The sequence below is a fragment of the Natronobacterium haloterrestre genome (assembly GCF_900112205.1).
Taxonomy (GTDB): domain Archaea; phylum Halobacteriota; class Halobacteria; order Halobacteriales; family Natrialbaceae; genus Natronobacterium; species Natronobacterium haloterrestre.
Genome location: NZ_FOKW01000001.1, coordinates 330,488 through 348,913 on the forward strand (window position 1 = coordinate 330,488; position 18,426 = coordinate 348,913).

Sequence of the window (18,426 nt, forward strand, 5' to 3'; positions counted from 1 at the left end):
TCGACTCACAGCGGGAGCGGTGTCGTTCCCTCGTCTCCAGTCTCCATTCCGTCGTCGCAGTGGTTCTCGGCCAGGCGATCGAGTCGCGGTCCGAGGTGTTCGCGCAACAGCGCTACCAGCGGATCGTCCCCGCCGGTCCCGGTGATCGCCATCGTCCGCGGCTCGGCGGTCGCGTCTACCCCCCGATCCGCGACCGACACCAGCATGGCGCGTTCGCGGTCGGCGAACACCAGCCGTCCGTGGCCGACCCGGTCGGTCGGGAAGTTCAACCAGTCGAGCCGCGGCTCGCAGACGATCGCCCCCGGGACCGCCGCGCGAACCGTCTCGCGGACCTGCTCCGAGCGGGAGCCGACGTAGACGTCGACCCCGCGGTCGACGGCCGCGCGCCACCGCTCGAGGTATCGCCCGCGGAGCATCCCGTCGTCGGGTACCGTCACGACGAGTTCTTCGGTCGCGTCGTCGGCGAGTTCGTAGCCGTGTTCGACGACGTTTTCGGCCCCCTGGATCGTCCAGCAGGGCGTCGCACGGTCGTCGGAGGCGACGCACCCGCGATCCTCGCTCGCGTCTCGCCGTCGCTCGTGCTCCTCGCGTGCGTCGAGGTGCCCGAGCCGATCGGGTATCGCGCCCAGCGGGCTCTCGGCGACCCAGTCGGCGCGCCACAGATCGGCGTCGGTCGCGATCGCGGCCGTCCCGTCCGCGCGGTCGTACGCGACGAGGTCGTGTTCGCCCAGCGCTGGCAGGTCGGCGTGGACGAGATCGGTCGCGATGGCCGAGCACTCGTCGCTCGAGACGTCGACGAGCCGACGGTCCCCCTCCCGGGCCGCGACCATCGCCGCGAGATCCTGGACCGGCACGGCCCCGCGTCGGGTCGCAAGGACCTCACAGATCGTCCGTCGGCGGGGCGGGGCGAGCACCTCGAGTGTCCCGTCGAGTCGGTCAGCCTCGAGCGATCCGTCGCCATCGAGAAGCGTACGGATCCAGGGCGTCTCGAACAGCGGGTGGTCCGTCCGCGACAGGGTTCTCTCCCCGCCGCTGGACCCCCGGACGACGACTCCGGCGTCGGCGAGCATGGGCGCGTGGACGTGGATGAGCGACACCCGAACGCGGGAACACTGCTCGTCGGCGACGATCTGCTGGCCCCGCTCGCGGGTCGCGATCTCGGTTGCGAGCGTCGACAGCGCGACCCCGTCGGCTTCGCGGTCGAGAAGGACCTCGAGGAGCCGACGACGGCGGGCGTCGGCGAGGATCTCGAAGGCGGTGGTCGTCGGGCTGTCGGGTTCGGGGGGCGAACTCATTGGACGATACAGCCGACGAATGCGGGTAAGGAGTGTACCAGCGTTGTCTGGTACGAAGGGGTAATATTCGGCCGTGTTCGCACGGATCGGCTGTTTCGGGGGCCAGGACGGCGGTATTCGCTTCGAAACGGCTGTCAGGTCCGGATGGGGGTCGAAGTCAAGGTCAGGGCCAGGGTCAGGGTCAGGGCCTCCCCTCGAGGTACACCGTCAATAGCTTCTCAAGGGCAACCCGGAGGTGCTGGTGGAACGTCTGGCGGGCGATCCCGAGCTGGTCCGCGAGGTCACCCGCGTCGCTGCGGCGTCGCGGCCACTCGAAGTAGCCACCGTAGTAGGCGGCCTCGAGGGCGGTCCGCTGCCGGTCGGTCAGGAGTTCCTCGACCTCCCGCCGGAAGTCGCCGCGGGTCCGGACCGGCTGGTCGACGGTGTGTTTCGAGACCAGGGTCGCGTCGGGGTAAACCGACGTCACTGCATCGACGAGTTCGCGGACGTTCGCGTCGGGACTGACCTGGACGAGATCGGTGGAGACGCCGTGATCGACGACTTTCGAGCGGATACGGCCGCCGTACTCCGCGAAGAGCCCGGCGATCGGCTCTTCGGCGACGACGAACTCCCAGTGGCTCTCCGTCCCGTCGATGTCGATCCGCCGGACGTCCCGGATCGAGGGATGGTCCGTCGCTGCCTCGCGGAGCCGCTCCGGATCGGCGTCGGCGGCGGTGACGTAGTAAACGAACACCTCGTCGGTCAGCGGGAGGACGTGATCGAGCGTGAGCCGACAGTCCGCCCGCTCGGAGAGATCGACGCAGACGTCCCCCCGGTCCGTCGACTCGAACTCGAGTTCGACGACGGTATCCATGTAGAGGAGTCGCCGGAGCGTCATCGCGTCGATCGCGTGGCCGACGGTGGCGCCGAACTCCTCGAGCACGCCGAGTTCGCGATCGGAGAACGGCGTCGGTTCGACGGCCGCGACCAGGAGGACGCCGAGTTCGCGGTCGCTCGCGACGAGCGGGACCACCGCGACCGCGCCGTAGCCGCGTTCGCGGGCGTCGGTACGCCAGGCCTCGATCTCGCTCTCGGCGAGGGACGCGTACCCGTAGACGCGGCGCTCCTCGAGGGGCGACCCGCCGGCTGCGTCGGCGGGCGGCGCGACGAACGAGGACAGGACGTCCTCCAGGTCGATCGACGCTGTCCCCGTCCCGACGCCGGCGCCCGCGGCGGCTTCGAGGCTCGGAAGTTCGCGGACCGACCCCGTCCGGCCGATCGCGGCGAACCGGACGGGGTCGGCCGCCGCGAACCGTTCGACGACGGCGGCCTCGATCTCCTCGCGGCTCTCGGCGTCGACGATCTCCTCGTCGACCGCGCCAAGGACCTCGTTCAGTTCATCGAGTCGCTCGAGTTCCCGTTCGCGGGCCTTCCGGTCGCTGACGTCCCGACCGACGCCGGTGAAGCCGAGCACCCTCCCCTCGTCGTCGGTGATCCGGGCGCTGTTGAACTCGTAGGGAATCCGCTCGCCGGCGTTCGTCAGCAGGTCGGCCTCCGCGGTGACGTGTTCCGCCTCCTCGAGGACGCGTTCGATCGCCGCGTCGATCCGTTCCCGGTCCTCCGGGGCGACGAACTCGAGGGGATCCATCTCGGCCAGTTCCGCCTCGGAGTAGCCCGTCACCTCCGGCACGCGGTCGTTCCATCGGATGTAATCCCGGGTCGCGTCGAACGCGTAGACGATGTCCGGCTGGGCCGCGAAGACGCTCTCGAGGAACGCTTGCTCCTCCCGTAGCTCCCGCTCGCGAGCGTTCCGCTCGCTGACGTCCCGACCGACGCCGGTGCAACCGAGTACGGTACCCTGGTCGTCGGTGATCCGGGCGCTGTTGAACTCGTAGGGGATCCGCTCGCCGTCGTCCGTCAGGAGGTGTCCCTCCGCGGTAACCCGGTCGCCCTCCTCGAGGACGCGTTCGATCGCCGCCCCGATCCGCATCCGGTCACCGGGCGCGACGAACGTCACCGGCTCCGCTCCGGACAGTTCGTCGGCGTCGTAGCCGGTGACGTCCTCGAACCGGTCGTTCCAGTCCCTGAGTTGTCCGTCGGCGTCGCAGGCGTAGAGGATGTCTGGCTGGGCGTCGAGTACGCTCTCGGTGAAGGCCTTCTCGGCGCGCAGTTCCTGCTGGCGTTCGTGGTCGTCGGTTCGGTCGTGGACGAACCAGCCGTACCCGAGTATCCTACCGTGGTCCGGGGGGCCCTCCCCTCCGTCTCCGTCGCCCTCGTCGGCCTCGTTATCGGGTTTCTTTTCCTCGTGCTCGTTCTCGTCTTCGTCTTCGTCCTCGTCACCTTCGTCACCTTCGTCACCCTCGTTCGCCTCGCTTCCGTCTTCGCCCTCGAGCGCGTCGACTCCGAAATCACCGTCCCCGATCGGGACGAGCACCTCCCTGGCCCAGAACCGGCCCCCGTCGCTCCGGACGCGCCAGCCGACGTCTTCGGCTCGCCCCTCCGTCCGCGCGCGCTCGAGGAGCCGTTCCGGTTGGCCCGCCTCCCGGTCCCCGTCCGTGAAGAGACCCCGGTAGTGGGTGCCGATGATCTCCTCCTCGTCGTACCCCGTGATTCGTCCCACGGCCTCGTTCCAGGTAGCGACACGGCCGCCGGCGTCGAGCAACGCGGCCGCGTAGTCGTCGACGACTGCAGTTACGTCGCGAACGTCGATCGTTACGTCTGTTAGCGCGCCGTTCCCCTCACCAACGTGCCCCCCTTCGTCGGGCGGGTCGCCTCGGTCCGTGTCGGTCATTCGGTCTGGTGTCGTGCCCATTGTTGACTACACACACTCACGAAAAGGCGTGGGTGGCTTTCGCAACGTGCAGGGAAGCGGTGTCGACGGAAGCGGGCGACTTAACGGGGCCCGGCCCCCGACGACGAGTATGAGCGAGTTGGCGATCGTCGAGAGCCGCGCCGACCGCGCGTCGGTTCACATCTGCGACCACCTGCGGGACTTCGCGGACTGGGAGGTCCGTGAGGACGAGGCCCGCCCCGACGCCGAGGGCGGCGGCGAATACTACCGCGCCGAAGGGGCCGAACTGCGTTCGTTCGAGGAGTTCCACCTCGAGCTCGAGCGCCCCGTCGAGGCCTTCGACTGCGACCCCGATCTGCTCGTCTTCGCCTCGCGTCACTCGGGGGACACGGGGCCGCTGTTGACCGGCCACTTCACCGGGAACTTCGGCCCGGCCGAGTTCGGCGGCGAGGACCGTGCGGTCGCCGCGGCAGCGCCGAACGCACTCGCCCGCCTGCTCGAGGCGTTCGACGAACACGCCCCCGAGGGGTACGAGGTAGGCATGGAGTGTACCCACCACGGTCCGACCGACGTGGGCTGTCCCTCGTTGTTCGCGGAACTGGGCAGCGACGACGAGCAGTGGGACGACCCAGCGGGAGCCGCGGCCGTCGCCCGCGCGATCCTCGAGTTGCGCGGCGTCTCCCAGCGGCGCGACCGGACGGTCGTCGGCTTCGGCGGCAACCACTACGCCCCCCGGTTCGAGCGGATCGTCCGGGAGACGCCGTGGGCGGTCGGTCACGTCGCCTCCGAGTGGGCCCTCGAGGCGCTTGGCCATCCGGACACGGACGCCAACCGCGACGTCCTCGCGGCCGCCTTCGAGGCGAGCGACGCCGACCTCGCCCTGATCGACGGCGAGTGGCCCGTCCTCGAGGAGACGATCGCGGACCTGGGCTACCGCGTCGTCAGCGAGACCTGGCTCCGCGAGGTCAGGGACCGGCCGCTCGAGGTGGTCGACGCGGTCGAGTCGCGGTTGGGGCGGATCGACGACGGCGTCCGCTTCGGGGACCGGATCGCCGAGTCCGTCGCCGTCGTCGACCTGCCCGGCGACCTCGTCGACGCCGCGGAGGGGATCGATCCCGACCGGGTGCGGGAGGCCGTCGCCGCGGACGCCGTCGCCTTCACGACCGAAAACGGCGGGAGTCGCGTGGGATCCCGGGTTGCCGTTCCGGCCGACGACGCGGACGGCGGCGAGAACCGCCGCGACGCGATCGTCGAGGAACTGGCGACGATCCTCGAGGCGAAGTACGACAGCGTCGCGGTGACCGACGAGGCCGTCGTCGCCGAGCGGACCGCCTTCGATCCGGCACTGGCTGCCGAGGCCGGCGTCCCGGAGGGACCGAAGTTCGGCGCGCTCGCGAACGGCGAGGCGGTCACCGTCGACGGCGAACGTATCACTCCCGAAACCGTTCGGAGCCGTCAGACCGATCGGTTCCGGATCGAATAGATAACAGGAGCAACAGTAATATCGGCTTACCCCATTACGAGTGGCTCCCCCAGGATATCTAGCTGTGGACAGGTAACGAGACGGTAATTTGTCTGACGGACGTCCGACGTGTAGGGGAAAGGTAATTATGCTCCATACTTTAGAAGGTCCCAAGAATGGACTCACTCATCGACGACGCCATCGACGAGGCCGAGGAGGGGGAGGGCGGACAGGCCGATCCCCCTGCCGACGCATCGCAGGAGGGCGACTCGTCGTCGGCCGACGAGAGCCAGGGTCGGGAGACCGGAACGATGACCGACGACGAACTCCAGGACGTTCTCGAGGACCTCCAGACCGACATCACGGTCGTCGGCTGCGGCGGCGCCGGCGGGAACACGATCAACCGGATGCACGAGGAGGGCATCCACGGCGCGAAACTCGTCGCCGCCAACACCGACGTCCAGCACCTCGTAGAGATCGAGGCCGACACCAAGATCCTGATGGGCGAGGAGAAGACCGGCGGCCGCGGCGCCGGGTCGCTCCCGCAGGTCGGCGAGGAGGCCGCCCTCGAGAGCCAGGGCGACATCTACGACGCCATCGACGGCTCCGACATGGTCTTCGTCACGGCCGGACTCGGCGGCGGCACCGGGACCGGGTCCGCGCCCGTCGTCGCGAAGGCTGCCCGCGAGGCCGGCGCGCTGACGATCGCGATCGTCACGACGCCTTTCACCGCCGAGGGTGAGGTCCGCCGTACCAACGCCGAAGCCGGCCTCGAGCGGCTGCGCGACGTCTCCGACACCGTGATCGTCGTGCCCAACGACCGCCTGCTCGACTCCGTCGGCAAACTCCCCGTTCGCCAGGCGTTCAAGGTCTCCGACGAGGTCCTGATGCGCTCGGTCAAGGGCATCACGGAACTCATCACGAAGCCGGGGCTCGTGAACCTCGACTTCGCCGACGTCCGCACCGTCATGGAACGGGGCGGCGTCGCCATGATCGGGCTGGGCGAGGCCGACTCCGAGGCCAAAGCCGAGGACTCCGTGAAGACCGCCCTCCGATCGCCGCTGCTGGACGTCGACATCTCCGGCGCGAACTCCGCGCTGGTCAACGTCACCGGCGGCAACGACATGTCCATCGAGGAGGCCGAAGGCGTCGTCGAGGAGATCTACGACCGGATCGACCCCGACGCCCGCATCATCTGGGGGACCTCGATCGACGAGACCCTCGAGGGCAGCATGCGCACGATGATCGTCGTCACGGGCGTCCAGTCGCCCCAGATCTACGGTCAGCCCGACGGGGAGTCGGTCCAGCCGGAGATGGGCGGCGCAGGCGGTGCCGGCGCTGCAGGTGCCGGCGGCACCGACGACATCGACTTCGTCGACTGATTCTCTCCACGACGGCCCCGTCCTCGAGCCGTCGTCCGCGACCCGTTACCGACAGCCGGCGTCATCGATTCTCCTCGAGTCCGGTCGCTCGAGCGGCGGATTCCCGGGTCGCCGCGGGAGCGACGTCGATCTTTCCCGCGAGATAGCCGAGACTGCCGACCAGCAGGGCCGTACCGATCGGCAACAGCCACGGCAGCGTCGCCAGGAGCGCGCCGCTCACCTGGATCCCGAGCGCGAGGGCGATCGCGGGCGCACAACAGACCGACCCCGAGAGCAGGGCGGGGACGGCAGCCGCGAGGCCGGCGCCGGCACCCTTCTTCGCTCCGCCGGCGCTCCCGTCGATCCCGCAGGCCGCCGGCCGAACGACCGCGAGGGAGGCGAGCGCGAGGTTGAGCCCCACCAGCCCCGCGAGCGCCGCGCCGATCGCGACGTCGATCGGCGAGACCAGCACCGTCCCGTAGCCGAACTCGAGCAGCGCGACCGGTTCGAACGAGATCGGACCCCGACGCTCGAGCGCGCGGGCGAACGGGTCGTCGACGAGCAGCCAGCCGGTGCCGGCATCGGGGCGGATCGCCAGCAGGTCGGTGACCCACAGGTACGCCAGCAGGTAACCGACCCCGACGACGGCCACGACGGCGCGGGCGTCCCGGCGGGCGAGGGCGAACCGGCAGGCGTCGACGGTCGCCGTCACCCGGGCGCGGCGGTCAGTCATGGGCGTGGACGCTCGTCGACGGATAGAACCCCGCCCAGGCGAACCACATCGCGTCGTAGGCGTAGACCGACTCGAGCGGGAGGTCGGCGGGGTCGCGTCGTTCGCCGTCCGGATCGATCACGGCTCCGGCGTCGGCGTCGTACCCGTACTCCGTCGCGTCGTCGACGCGGTAGAGGTGGCCGACGTCGAACGTCGGATCGTAGGTCGCGAGGTAGTCGTCCTCGCGTCCGTCGCCGCCGATCCCGTAGACGCCATGCTCCTGGAGGGCCTCGAGCGAGACCGCCAGCGGGCCGTCGTCGGGCCGACTGCAGAGGAACGGCCGTTTGGGCGGGTAGCGGTCGTCGGCGGTCAGCGGGGCGAACGTCCAGTCGGTGTCCTCGGCGTAGTAGCCGCTCGGCGGGTTGTACGCGCCGTAGGGGTCGTTCCCGTAGTCCCGGACGTAGTCCTGGTCGCTGGCGAGCACGACCGAGTCGGGGTAGGCCTCGGTCCAGCGTTCCCACGTCGTCCAGCGGACGGGAAACTCGACCAGCGACGCGGCCTCGAGCGGCCCCTCCATCGCCGTCGCGAGCATCTGGGGCCAGTAGCTCTCCTCGGCCCGGTCGTACATGACGAGGTTGCTGTTGAGCAGGTGGCCGGAGACGCCGAACTCGACGTCGCCGCGCTCGAACCCCATCGCGGTCCCGGTCAGCGGGCAGTACGTGACGGCGACCGGTTCGCCGCCGATCTCGTCGTTGACGATCTCGTGGTGGACGAGAACCGACTGGGGGTAGGCCTTCGCCTCGCCGTTCCTGACGACGCCGAAGACGGGGTCGCCGGGGAGGCGATCGACGCTCTCGTCGACCGGTTCGAACGCGGGGTCGTCGATCGACGGGATCCCGTCGCGGGGGACGACCTCCCTGACCGTCGCCTCGCGCAGTGTCTCGAGGGAGTACTCGACGGGCAACTGCTCGTCCGCCGTCGGAACCTGGGACGCCTCGAGTGCGGCGTCGTCCGGCGAGGCGGTCATCCCGTCGGGGGTGGCCTCGGTCCCGCTCGCGCCCTCGTCGTATGGGCCCGACCGGCCGGGCCCGGATCCGCCGAGACAGCCGGCGAGGCCGACCGCCGCGAGCGCGAGGACGCTTCGCCGCGAACGTCGTGTCATGCGTGCCCGTAGGGCACCAGCGGTCAACGCGGTGTCGTGGCCGTGTACGCGCGATGCACGACCGACGAGCGGTCGATCGAGGCGGGGTCGAGACGAGAAGAACCAGTCATACGGATTCACCGGCGCAACCGCGATCCGGGCGGCGGTTGCGCCGGAACTGACGGACAGTAACCCGTATCAGTCGTCGGCCGCAGCGTGGCCGTCCGCACCCTCGGCGTCGATTTCGCTCTCGATGCTCGGCGGGTACTTCCCGCGCTCGAGTTTCAGGTCGGACTGGGGCCGGGCCATACAGGTCAGCGCGTACTCCTCGGCCTCCTCCTCGGTGAGTCCCCGGGCCGCGGGCTGGGTGACCTCGCCCTCGACGATCTCGGCCGAACAGGCCAGACACATCCCAACGCGACAGGAGTACTCCTGGGCGATCCCCTCCTCGAGACACCGGCTGAGGATCGTCTCCTTGTCCGAACAGGTGATCGTCTCTCCCGTCCCGACAAACTCGACGGTGTATTCGGTCATGCACGTGGGTACGAAAGTACCCTTCAAAACTCTTTATTCCGATTCTGTCGAGTTAGCAACGACGAAATTCCCACATAAAACGTTTTCTTACCGCGGTGTTCACACTGTCGGTATGAGTACGCAGGATCAGTCGGCTGCCGGTACGGCGACACGGACTCACTCCCCGGACGTCGTCGTCGTCGGCGCCGGTACAGCAGGGTGTTACGCCGCAGCGACGGTCGCACGGGAAGGGTACGACGTAGTGATCCTCGAGCGCAAAAGCGAGGAGGAGGCGGGCCACATCGCCTGCGGGGACGCCCTGAAGGGCGCGAGCGACTTCCCCGAGTCGATCCCCAAGTCGAAACTCGAGCCCGCGATCACCAACACGGAGGTCGACCACGGCCGCTTCGAGATCCCCCAGGAGGACACCGTCCTCGAGATCCCGGTCCCCGGCGAACTCGCGGTCATCGACCGCTGGGAGTACGGCAAGCGCATCATCGAGGGCGCGCGTGAAGCGGGCGCGGAACTGCATTACGACACCGTCGTCCAGACGGTCGTCCAGGAGGGCGAAACGGGTCGGGTCACCGGCGTCGAAGGGATACACGCCGGCGAACCGGTCAGCTACGAGGCCGACGTCGTCATCGACGCCGCGGGCTCGCTGTCGGTCCTGCAGGACGAGGTCGACTTCTCGGCGTCGACGTTCGACACCAACGTCGACTACACCCACTTCTGTTCGGCCTACCGCGAGATCGTCCGCGTCGACGAGCCAGTCGAGTGGTCCGACGCGCTCGTGTTCAAGCCGACCGAGCGCGCGGCCGGCTACCTCTGGTACTTCCCACGGACCGAGACCGAGATCAACGCCGGGCTGGGCTTCCAGATGACCGAAGAGCCCATGAAGCTCGTCGACGACCTCAAGCGGGACCTCGAGACTCGCGAGGAGTTCGACGGGGCCGACGTCGAGGACAAACTCGGCGCTGCCCTCCCGACCCGCCGCCCGTACGACTCGGCGGTCCACCCCGGCTACATGGCCGTCGGCGACGCCGCTGGCCACGTCAATCCCACCACGGGCGGCGGCATCGCCGGCGCGGCCTACGCGGGCAAGTACGCCGCCGAGCAGGCGATCGAGGGCCTCGAGACCGGCGACTTCAGCGAGGAGACGTTCTGGGAGTACAACGAACTCGTGATGGATCACTTCGGGGCCCGCTACGCCGCGCTGGACGTCTACAACATCCTCTCGACGGCCGTCGACGTCGACGACCTGATGGGGCTGCTCGCGGCGATGCCGGGCGACAAGCTCGCCGAGGCGCTCTATTCGGGTAGTACGGACATCGGCATGAAGCTCAAACTCGAGGCCCTGCTCAAGAGCCGCGGCCACTGGGGAACGATCTGGAACCTCTATCAAACGAAACGCCGCGCCGACGACCTGCTTGCCCACTACGAGGACTACCCCTCGAGCCCGGACGAACTCGAGGCCTGGCAGGAACGCCGCGACGAACTGATGGACGCGGTCTACGAGACGACCGGCGCGGATCCGAAGTACTGAAACCAAACTGTTGCGCTGTCTTTCGTACCTCGCAGGATCGGAGATTCCGCTTGGCTTTGCCAGAAAACTACTCCTCTCCGTTCCAGGCGGTCATAGAGCGCCTTCCACATCAGTCGTCGGCCCGCTCGCTCACCGACTCACGGCCTCCGGTCGTTCGTCTTCCCGCGGCGCTACGCACCGCGCTTTCGTTCGCTCGCGGTCGTTATCGGGCAACTACCTGCCTTTCCCCGAGTTGCGGCGACCGTCCATCCTGGCTCCGATTTTCGAATTCATGGAATACATGGAAAGTCGTGTTCAGCCATCAGGAATCCGGATGGATCAGATGCGATCCCGAAGCCGTTCGACGCGCTTCTCGGTCGGCGGATGCGTCCCGAAGATCCGACGCGCGACGAACCGCCGGGTCCGGTCGAAAAACCGGTGTTCATCCCACGGTGGTGGGACGATCGCGAACGCCGCCGTCGAGCGAGGGTGGCGAAAGTCACTCGAGGGACTCGTCTCGAGGTCGCGATCCAGCGTCTCGAGGGCGCTCGCGAGTGCCGCGGGGTCGCCAGTGATCGCGACGGCCCCACGGTCGGCGACGTACTCTCGATAGCGGCTGACGACTGCGACGGACCAGCGGACGATTCCGACGACGAACCCAGCTAGCAGTGCCACGAACGGGTGATAGTCGTAGCGTTCGAGGATCGCAGTCGCGGAGGCTGCGGGCATCGACAACGCAGTCACCACGGCCGCGTCCCGATTCGTGACGTGGGCGAGTTCGTGTGCGAGGACGGCATCCAGTTCCCGGTCGTCGACGGCCTCGAGCAGCCCCCGCGAGACGACGAGCGTCGAACTCTCCGGCCGGTAGCCGACGGTCGCCGCGGTCGGCGTCGCTGTGACTCCGAGGCGGACGGTCGGCGAGGGCAGGTCAGCCTGTCTGGCGAGTCGATCGACGCGCCCCTGGACGGCTGCCCGACGTCGTTCGACCTCCTCATCGGGCCGTTCGAGGACGCGAACGGACTCCGATACGTCGCGAAGCGCGGCAGCGTCGTCGGTCCACTCACGATGGACGAGCCAGACGAGATGCGCGAGCGCACCGAGGACGCCGACGGTGGCCGCCGCGTACAACGGATCGATCATCGACCGCCACGCGATCCGTTCTGCGAGGCCGAATCCGACGAACGTCCCGACGACCAGCCCGCCGAGCAGGGCAAGGGTTCGTGGCCAGTTCGCGAGTACCCTCGCGGACAGCAGCGATTCGCCGACGGCTTCGACGGTGTCGGCCATCCCGTCGTGTGACAGTCGATCCGACAGCGTCCGTGCAGGGTAGAGCCGCCGGACGACCACTGCGAGGAGGTACCAGCAGACGAACAGCCCGGTCAATAGCACCGAGAGGACGAACAGCAACGAGAGAAACTCCTCGAGGGACGCCAGCACGATCAACGCGAGCAATGCCACGGTGACGACTTCGAACGCAAGGACGACGAACTGCCCAAGCGCGACGAGGGTCGCGGCGACCGCCAGCCGAAGCCAGAGTCCCAGTTGAAGTCGCGTCGGACGGATCACGAGGGTGCCACCTCGAGTACGAACACCGCCAGCGAAGGGCGGGAGACCATCGACGTGGGGGAGGGAAGACGCACTCTCGAATGTTCGTTTCGACAGGATTTCCAAGAAGATTACGAGTCCCGACTCGTGTTGTCAGGGTCGCTCTTCGGCGACCCGCTCGATCGCTCCCGCGAGCGTCTCCACGCCGTGACCGATGCTCTCCTCGTCGACGTCGAACGTCGCGGTGTGGTGGCCGCCGGGGTGATCCGTCCCGACGCCGACGTAACATGCCTTCCCGCCGTTTTGCTGGACCTCACGCATCAGGAACGTGGCGTCCTCGCTGCCGCCGAGTTCGTCGCGCTCGAGGATACGCTCGACGCCCTCGACGTCGCCGGCGGCGTCCGCGACGAGCGTCGCGAGTGCCTCGTCGCTCGTGGCGCTCGGGGCCTGCGCGCCGAGTTCGACCTCGACCTCGCAGTCGTGCATCTCCGCGGCCGACCTGATCACGCGTTCGGCGTTGTCGGCCATGTACTCCATCAGTTCGGTCGTCTCGCCGCGGACCTCGGCGAGGATCCGCGCGGACTCGGGGATCACGTTGGCCGCGCTCCCGCCCTCGACCCTGCCCGCGTTGATCCGCGTCGGGCCGTCGCTGTTACGCGGGATCGCATAGAGGTTCTGGACCGCCGTCGCCATCGCCTGAACGGCGTTGCGCCCCTGCTCGGGGTGGCCGCCCGCGTGGGCCGGCTCCCCGGAGAACTCGGCCTCGAGGTGCGAGACGGCGAGGAAGCCGTCGATGGCGGCGACGATTTCGCCGGTCGGGTGGTCGAGCCCGATGTGGGCCGCCAGCAGGTAGTCGACGTCCGCGATGTGTTCGCTCTTGGCCATCGACTTGCCGCCGCCGATGACCTCCTCGGCGGGCTGGAAGAACACCTTCAGCGTGCCCTCGAAGTCGCTGTCGACGATCTCCTCGAGGACGCCGACGCCGATCGTCGCGTGCGCGTCGTGGCCGCAGGCGTGCATCGCGCCTTCGTGTTCCGAGCGGAAGCCCTCGGCCGCGGGCGCGTGGTCGGCGTCCTCGCTCTCGGCGCGGGGGAGGCCGTCGATGTCCACCCGGAGACCGACTGTCGGGCCGTCTCCCTTCTCGAGCACCGCGACCGCGCCCGTGTAGCCGCCCTCGAGGGACTCGAGGACGCCTTCGTCGACGCCCGTCTCCCGTGCGCGCTCGAGGGCGTGGGTGAGTTCGGCGTCGTCGGGGACGGCCAGGCGGTGATCGGTCGCGATGGCGTCGGGGCCGACGTGGAGTTCGGCGAGGTCGTCGCCGAACCGCGACTCGAGTTCCTCGACGATGCGTGCGGTCGTGTAGAACTCGCGCCAGGCGGGTTCGGGTCGACGGTGCAAGTCGCGGCGAAGTTCGACCAGGTCGTCCGCGGTCATATCCCCCACTGGGCAGCGGCGCTAAAAAGTGCTATCGAAGGCGGAACCTCGGTCGGGTACGTCACGGCGGAGGGGCGGACGAAGAGAACAGAACCTGCGCTCGCGTCAGTTCCCGCGGCCGGCGCCGTGGATCTGTTCGACTTCGGCTTCGATGTGGACGGAGTCCGGGAAGTCCTGTTCGGCGATGTTGCGCGCGAGGTTGTCGTGGCCGTGAATCTCGAGTTCACGGGTGAAGACCGTGTAGTTCCAGGAGGAGAAGTGCCGATCGTCGTCGGCGTGGAGCCGGCAGTGCTGTGGGACCGAGATGTCCGTCGGGGGGTGGGAGTGTGGCCCTTTCAGTTCCGCACCTTTCCGTTCGGCGGTCGTTTTGATGTCGTCGACGATACCCTCGAGGGCGGCCCGGTCGCCGCTTTGCAGCGTGAGGCGGGTGACGAAGGTCATGGCTGAGTTACGACACAGTCGACGGCCAGCGCGTAAAAACTTGCTGAGATGGGGCGGTCGGAACTCGGGACTCGAGACTCGGAACCCGGAACTCGGGGCTCGAGACCAACGCCTCCGGGCGTGGAATCGAACGCTCGTCACGCGCCGCCGCCGTCGGACCGACGATCCGGTACTGTCGTCGCGCGCGGGTGTTCGTTTAACGAACAGTCCGATATTCTCTTAACGTCGCGCCTAGTACTTCGGTTAATGGCAGTCGAAGCTACGAGCGCAGGCGCGATCCTCTTCCGCGACACGCGGGGCCGGCGCGAGTATCTTCTACTCAAGAGCCGCCCAGGCGACTGGGAGTTTCCCAAGGGCGGTGTCGAAGGAGATGAAGAGCTACAGCAGACGGCGATCCGCGAAGTAAAGGAAGAGGCAGGTATCGAACAGTTCCGGCTCCTCGACGGCTTTCGCGAGGACTACGACTACGTCTTCGAGGCGAACGGCAAGACCATCCACAAGACCGTTCACCTCTTCATCGCGAAGTCGTTCGAGGCCAGCGCGGAACTGTCCAACGAACATCGCGACCTGCAGTGGCGCGATTACGAACAGGCCGTAAACACCGTCACGCAGGACGGTCCACGCGAGATCCTCGAGCAGGCCCACGAGTTCCTCGACGAGCGGGAGGACGAGGAGGAGTAGAAGGCGAACCGGGATTTCTCCCTCCGTCGAGCGCCGAGGCGTCGGCCGCTCTCGAGGACCGCGTTCGGTTCGATGCGGGTCGAACCCCACAGTCCCGACCCCGACGATCTCGTTTCCCCTCTTTTCGACCGGTATCCGGGGCCGCCCGTCCGTCGTCGGTTCGATCGGGCAGGTTTTTCTCCGTCGGCGAGTACGGCCCACCGTGGACGGGACGGACGCGTACGACGCCGAGTTCGGCTTCGAACTGCGGACCTGCAGGTGGGCCGAGCGCGAGTGGCCGCCCGGGTCCAGCGACGACACTCCGGTGATCGTCGCCCGCCAACTGGGTACCGAGCGGCGGCGCTGGGACACCATCGTCCTCGAGTGCGACCCCGACGCCCTCCGGAAGCGCGCCAGGTTCGGCCGGAAGCGCCTCGATAGCGATCTCCTCCACGTCGTCCGGAACGCGCCGGCGGAGTGGACCTACTACCGCGATGCCCTCCCCCACCCCGGCTACCCGTGGCGGTACGTCCGCGAAGCGATCCACCGCGCGGACGACCGGGGCATCCTCGAGACCCGCAAGGACGGGAACCGCATCCAGGTCCGGCGGAAGTGGCCCTATCCCGACTGGTGCGAGCGGATCGTCGCCGTCGAGAACAAACCCGACCTCGATCGGTCGGCAGCCCGGCGACTCCGGCCGCAACTCGAGTTCGACGTGGCGATTGCGCTGGCCGACGAGGTCTGGGTCGCGACCCGACGGACGGGCGAACGGGTCGAGCCGATCCTGCTCGAGGACCTGCCGGTCGAGGCGGGCGTCCTCGCGTTCGACCCCGATACGCTGTCGGCCGACGTGGCCTGGCACCCCCGAACGCTGGCGGTCGCGGAGCCCGGAACGCGGATCCTCGAGCGGCCGGATTCCGCCGGCGGGCGGGACGGGTCAGCGGCCCGGTTCGAGTACGCCGACCTCGAGTGGAAGCACGAGCGGCGACTCGCGATCGCCGAACGGGCCTACGAGCGGGGCTGGCGCTCGTTCGTCGACACGATGCGGCCGGACTGCCGACAGTTCCGGCTTCGGGAGGTCGACGGCCAGTTGCTCCCCTACTGCGACGCGAAAGACCGGCAGCCGACCGCCGCCGAGTGTTCGGGTTCCTGTTCGTCCTACGAACCGGAGCCGCCCGCGTGGCGCACGAAGGGGTGGCCGATCGAGGGGGGTCCCGGAAAACGGTTCAAAGCGTTGCTCGCGGATCGCCGTCGGCGACGGCGGCCCGGACTCGAGTCGCCCGGAGAGTGAGGTGCCCGGAGCGCGCTCGGACGCGGAATCGGTACCGAGGTCCGACGGTCCTATTCGTCGGCTCTCGCTCGCCGAAACTCCTCCCGTGTCACGGTATACCGGTGGTGATCGGCGATCCTGTCGCCGATCGGCGTCCAGTTTCGCAGTCGGCCGTCGTACTGTCCGCCGGCGGACTCGACGAACTTCTCTATCGCCCGTTCGGATCGTTTGTTTCCGTCCTCGTAACCGATCGCCACGGTCTCGAGACCGAGCCGGTCGAACGCCAGTTCGGTCATGGCCGTCGCACAGTCGCCCGCGTACCCGTTCCCCCAGTAGGGCTTGCCAAGGATGAACCCGATCCGCCCCGTGTGTCGGTTCCACTCCGGAAACAACCCGGTGTATCCCGCGAGTTCGTCGTCCGCGTAGACGGCGTACTGGGCACTTTCGCGGTCGTCCCACTCGGCTTCCGCGTCCGTCAGCTGGTCGTGAACCTCCTTCACCGTCGCGTACGGCTCTTGCGGGACGTACTCGAACACGTCGGCGACGTCTTCGCGGGCCTCCCTGAAGAGGTCGTACAGCTCGGTGACGTTCACGCGATCGCGACAGAACCGCTCGAGGACGAGCGAATCGGTCTCGAGTAATTCAGGAAACACACCGGTTTTGTATATCGACATGATATAAATAATTGAGTGCGGAGGGGGTCTGTGCCAGAACGAGCGAACGGACTCGAGGCCAACGACGCCCGACTGTGACCGCCAGTTCGGTCGGTTACCCGATGATTTCGGGTACCTCCTCGAGGGACACGTACCGGGTCGTCCCGTCGCGGGCCTCGAGTTCGACCTCGCCGGTCTCCCGGTAGTGGTTCCCGAGGATCGCTTTCTCGGGGATTCCGAGCAGGTCGCTCTCGGCGAACCGCTCGCCGATCGTCCGCTCGGGGTCGTCGAACAGGAGCGTCTCGGCCGTCCCGCAGCGCTCGTGGAGGCGATCGGCCGCCTCGCGCAGGTCCGCGTCGCCGTATTCGAGGGGGATCACGGCGAGGCGATAGGGTGCGATTTCGGGAGAGGCGACGTCCCCGTCCTCGAGCGCCGTGGACGAGTCGGGCCAGCGACAGCCGTTCTCGTCGGCGTACTGCTCGAGGAGGGCGTGCAGGAGCCGTTCGACGCCGATGCCGTAGCTCCCCATGAGGACGTGGCGCTGCCCGCCGCCGGCGGTGTCGATCGTCAGTCCCATGGGTTCGGCGTAACGCCTGCCGAGCTGGAAGACGTGGCCGACTTCGATCCCCTCGCCGGCCGCGAGCCGGCCGCCGCACTCGGGGCAGTCGTCGCCGGCCGCGAGGTCGGCGCGGGGCGACTCGTCGGTCACGCCGAACCGACAGTCCGTCGCGGTACAGCGCCGGACAGCGACCGTCCCCGAGCCGGTTTCGGTCATTGCGACGAACTCCTCGGAGTTCGTCCCGCCCATGACGCCGTCGTCCGCCGCCGCGACGACGAACTCGAGACCGAGCGACTCGAAGATACGGACGTAGGTCTCCCGGACCCGGTCGTAGCACTCCCGGAGGGAGTCGTCGGTCGCGTGGAAGCTGTAGGCGTCTTTCATCGTGAACTCCTTCGTCCGCAGGAGGCCGTTGCGGGCGTGGTCGTCGCGGTGTTTCCGCTCGATCTGGTACACCAGCAGGGGCAGGTCGTCGTAGGAACGGACGACGCCGTCGACGAGGTGGACCGCGCCCTCCTCGTGGGAGGGAGCCAGACAGAGGCGCTTGCCGTCGCGGTTCTCGAGCGTGAACATCTCGCCCTCGAAGCTCTCCCAGCGACCGCTTCGCTGCCAGATGCCGGCGTCGTTCAGCGAGGGGAGGCTGATCCGTCGGCCGCCTGCGGCGTCCATCTCGCGCTCGAGCAGGGCGACGAGGTTCTCCCGGACGCGCTGGCCGGTGGGCGTGAAGCCGTAGCGCCCGCTGCCGAACTGTCGGACGAGGCCGGCCCGTGCCGTGAGCGCGACGGTCTCGTTTTCGTGGCCGTTGGTCTCCCGGCTGGTGAAAAGCAGGGACTGGCTACGCCGCACTGCGATCACCCCCGTCGACGCGGCCGTCGGCGTCGAACCTTCCGTGTCCAGTCTCCTTGCGAGCGTGACGATCCGCGTCTACACCACCGTCGCCGTAACGTCGGCTACGACCCGTCACGGACAGCGTACGAACGACGCGAAGAGAAGCAGTACGACTCTCGGTACTATCGCGGAACCCAGCCGCGGGCCACACCGGACCCGCGGTTGCCAGGTCGCGTTCGTCGGAACATGCGACCGAAACG

At 68.3% G+C, this 18,426-nt stretch carries 15 protein-coding genes; 5 read left to right on the plus strand and 10 right to left on the minus strand.

The genetic code is table 11. The features are described from left to right. Positions 1-5 precede the first annotated feature (5 nt). Positions 6-1,295 carry a DUF7344 domain-containing protein gene (locus BM113_RS01595; RefSeq protein ID WP_089784764.1) on the minus strand — a complete coding sequence of 430 codons (1,290 nt, stop codon included), beginning with the start codon at positions 1,293-1,295 and terminating at the stop codon, positions 6-8. Between the two features lie 181 nt (positions 1,296-1,476). Then, entirely contained in the window at positions 1,477-4,065 is a 2,589-nt protein-coding gene (locus BM113_RS01600) for a PAS domain S-box protein (protein ID WP_089784765.1), read from the minus strand. Positions 4,066-4,195: 130 nt separating this feature from the next. Here BM113_RS01600 and BM113_RS01605 point away from each other — a divergent pair, with 130 nt between their 5' ends. Both BM113_RS01605 and ftsZ read left to right on the plus strand, forming a co-directional pair. After that, positions 4,196-5,548, plus strand: a complete 1,353-nt coding sequence (locus BM113_RS01605) for a D-aminoacyl-tRNA deacylase (protein WP_089784767.1) — start codon at positions 4,196-4,198, stop codon at positions 5,546-5,548. A 155-nt stretch (positions 5,549-5,703) separates the two neighbouring features. Continuing rightward, positions 5,704-6,909, plus strand: coding sequence for a cell division protein FtsZ (ftsZ, locus tag BM113_RS01610; RefSeq protein ID WP_089784769.1), 1,206 nt, complete (start codon positions 5,704-5,706; stop codon positions 6,907-6,909). A gap of 61 nt (positions 6,910-6,970) precedes the next feature. On the opposite strand, the gene BM113_RS01615 is transcribed toward ftsZ, so the two are convergent. The 3 genes from BM113_RS01615 to BM113_RS01625 form a co-directional block, all read right to left on the minus strand. Beyond that, positions 6,971-7,621, minus strand: a complete 651-nt coding sequence (locus BM113_RS01615; protein WP_245757948.1) for a hypothetical protein — start codon at positions 7,619-7,621, stop codon at positions 6,971-6,973. Next, positions 7,614-8,762, minus strand: a complete 1,149-nt coding sequence (locus BM113_RS01620) for a DUF3179 domain-containing protein (RefSeq protein ID WP_089784771.1) — start codon at positions 8,760-8,762, stop codon at positions 7,614-7,616. The genes BM113_RS01615 and BM113_RS01620 overlap by 8 nt, the downstream gene beginning before the upstream one ends. A gap of 177 nt (positions 8,763-8,939) precedes the next feature. After that, on the minus strand, positions 8,940-9,275 hold the full coding sequence (locus BM113_RS01625; RefSeq protein ID WP_089784773.1) for a 2Fe-2S iron-sulfur cluster-binding protein: 336 nt from the start codon (positions 9,273-9,275) through the stop codon (positions 8,940-8,942). 112 nt (positions 9,276-9,387) lie between these two features. Between BM113_RS01625 and BM113_RS01630 the strand changes: the two genes are divergently transcribed. Then, entirely contained in the window at positions 9,388-10,797 is a 1,410-nt protein-coding gene (locus BM113_RS01630) for a geranylgeranyl reductase family protein (protein ID WP_089784775.1), read from the plus strand. 318 nt (positions 10,798-11,115) lie between these two features. Here BM113_RS01630 and BM113_RS01635 read toward each other — a convergent pair whose 3' ends face one another. From BM113_RS01635 to BM113_RS01645, 3 genes are all read right to left on the minus strand, one after another. Then, positions 11,116-12,342, minus strand: a complete 1,227-nt coding sequence (locus BM113_RS01635; RefSeq protein ID WP_007142330.1) for a M48 family metallopeptidase — start codon at positions 12,340-12,342, stop codon at positions 11,116-11,118. Between the two features lie 132 nt (positions 12,343-12,474). Then, positions 12,475-13,755, minus strand: coding sequence for an amidohydrolase (locus tag BM113_RS01640; protein ID WP_007142331.1), 1,281 nt, complete (start codon positions 13,753-13,755; stop codon positions 12,475-12,477). Positions 13,756-13,860: 105 nt separating this feature from the next. Next, the gene (locus tag BM113_RS01645) at positions 13,861-14,196 is read right to left on the minus strand and encodes an uS10/mL48 family ribosomal protein (RefSeq protein ID WP_089784777.1); all 336 of its coding nucleotides are present in this window, start codon (positions 14,194-14,196) and stop codon (positions 13,861-13,863) included. A 246-nt stretch (positions 14,197-14,442) separates the two neighbouring features. Here BM113_RS01645 and BM113_RS01650 point away from each other — a divergent pair, with 246 nt between their 5' ends. Beyond that, complete coding sequence (locus tag BM113_RS01650; RefSeq protein ID WP_089784779.1) at positions 14,443-14,877, plus strand: bis(5'-nucleosyl)-tetraphosphatase; 435 nt, start codon at positions 14,443-14,445, stop codon at positions 14,875-14,877. Between the two features lie 202 nt (positions 14,878-15,079). After that, entirely contained in the window at positions 15,080-16,147 is a 1,068-nt protein-coding gene (locus tag BM113_RS01655; protein ID WP_089784780.1) for a DUF5787 family protein, read from the plus strand. A 50-nt stretch (positions 16,148-16,197) separates the two neighbouring features. On the opposite strand, the gene BM113_RS01660 is transcribed toward BM113_RS01655, so the two are convergent. Both BM113_RS01660 and BM113_RS01665 read right to left on the minus strand, forming a co-directional pair. Continuing rightward, positions 16,198-16,779, minus strand: coding sequence for a GNAT family N-acetyltransferase (locus BM113_RS01660; protein ID WP_089784782.1), 582 nt, complete (start codon positions 16,777-16,779; stop codon positions 16,198-16,200). 115 nt (positions 16,780-16,894) lie between these two features. Continuing rightward, positions 16,895-18,184, minus strand: a complete 1,290-nt coding sequence (locus tag BM113_RS01665) for an aminoacyl--tRNA ligase-related protein (protein WP_177209074.1) — start codon at positions 18,182-18,184, stop codon at positions 16,895-16,897. Between the last annotated feature and the right edge of the window lie 242 nt (positions 18,185-18,426).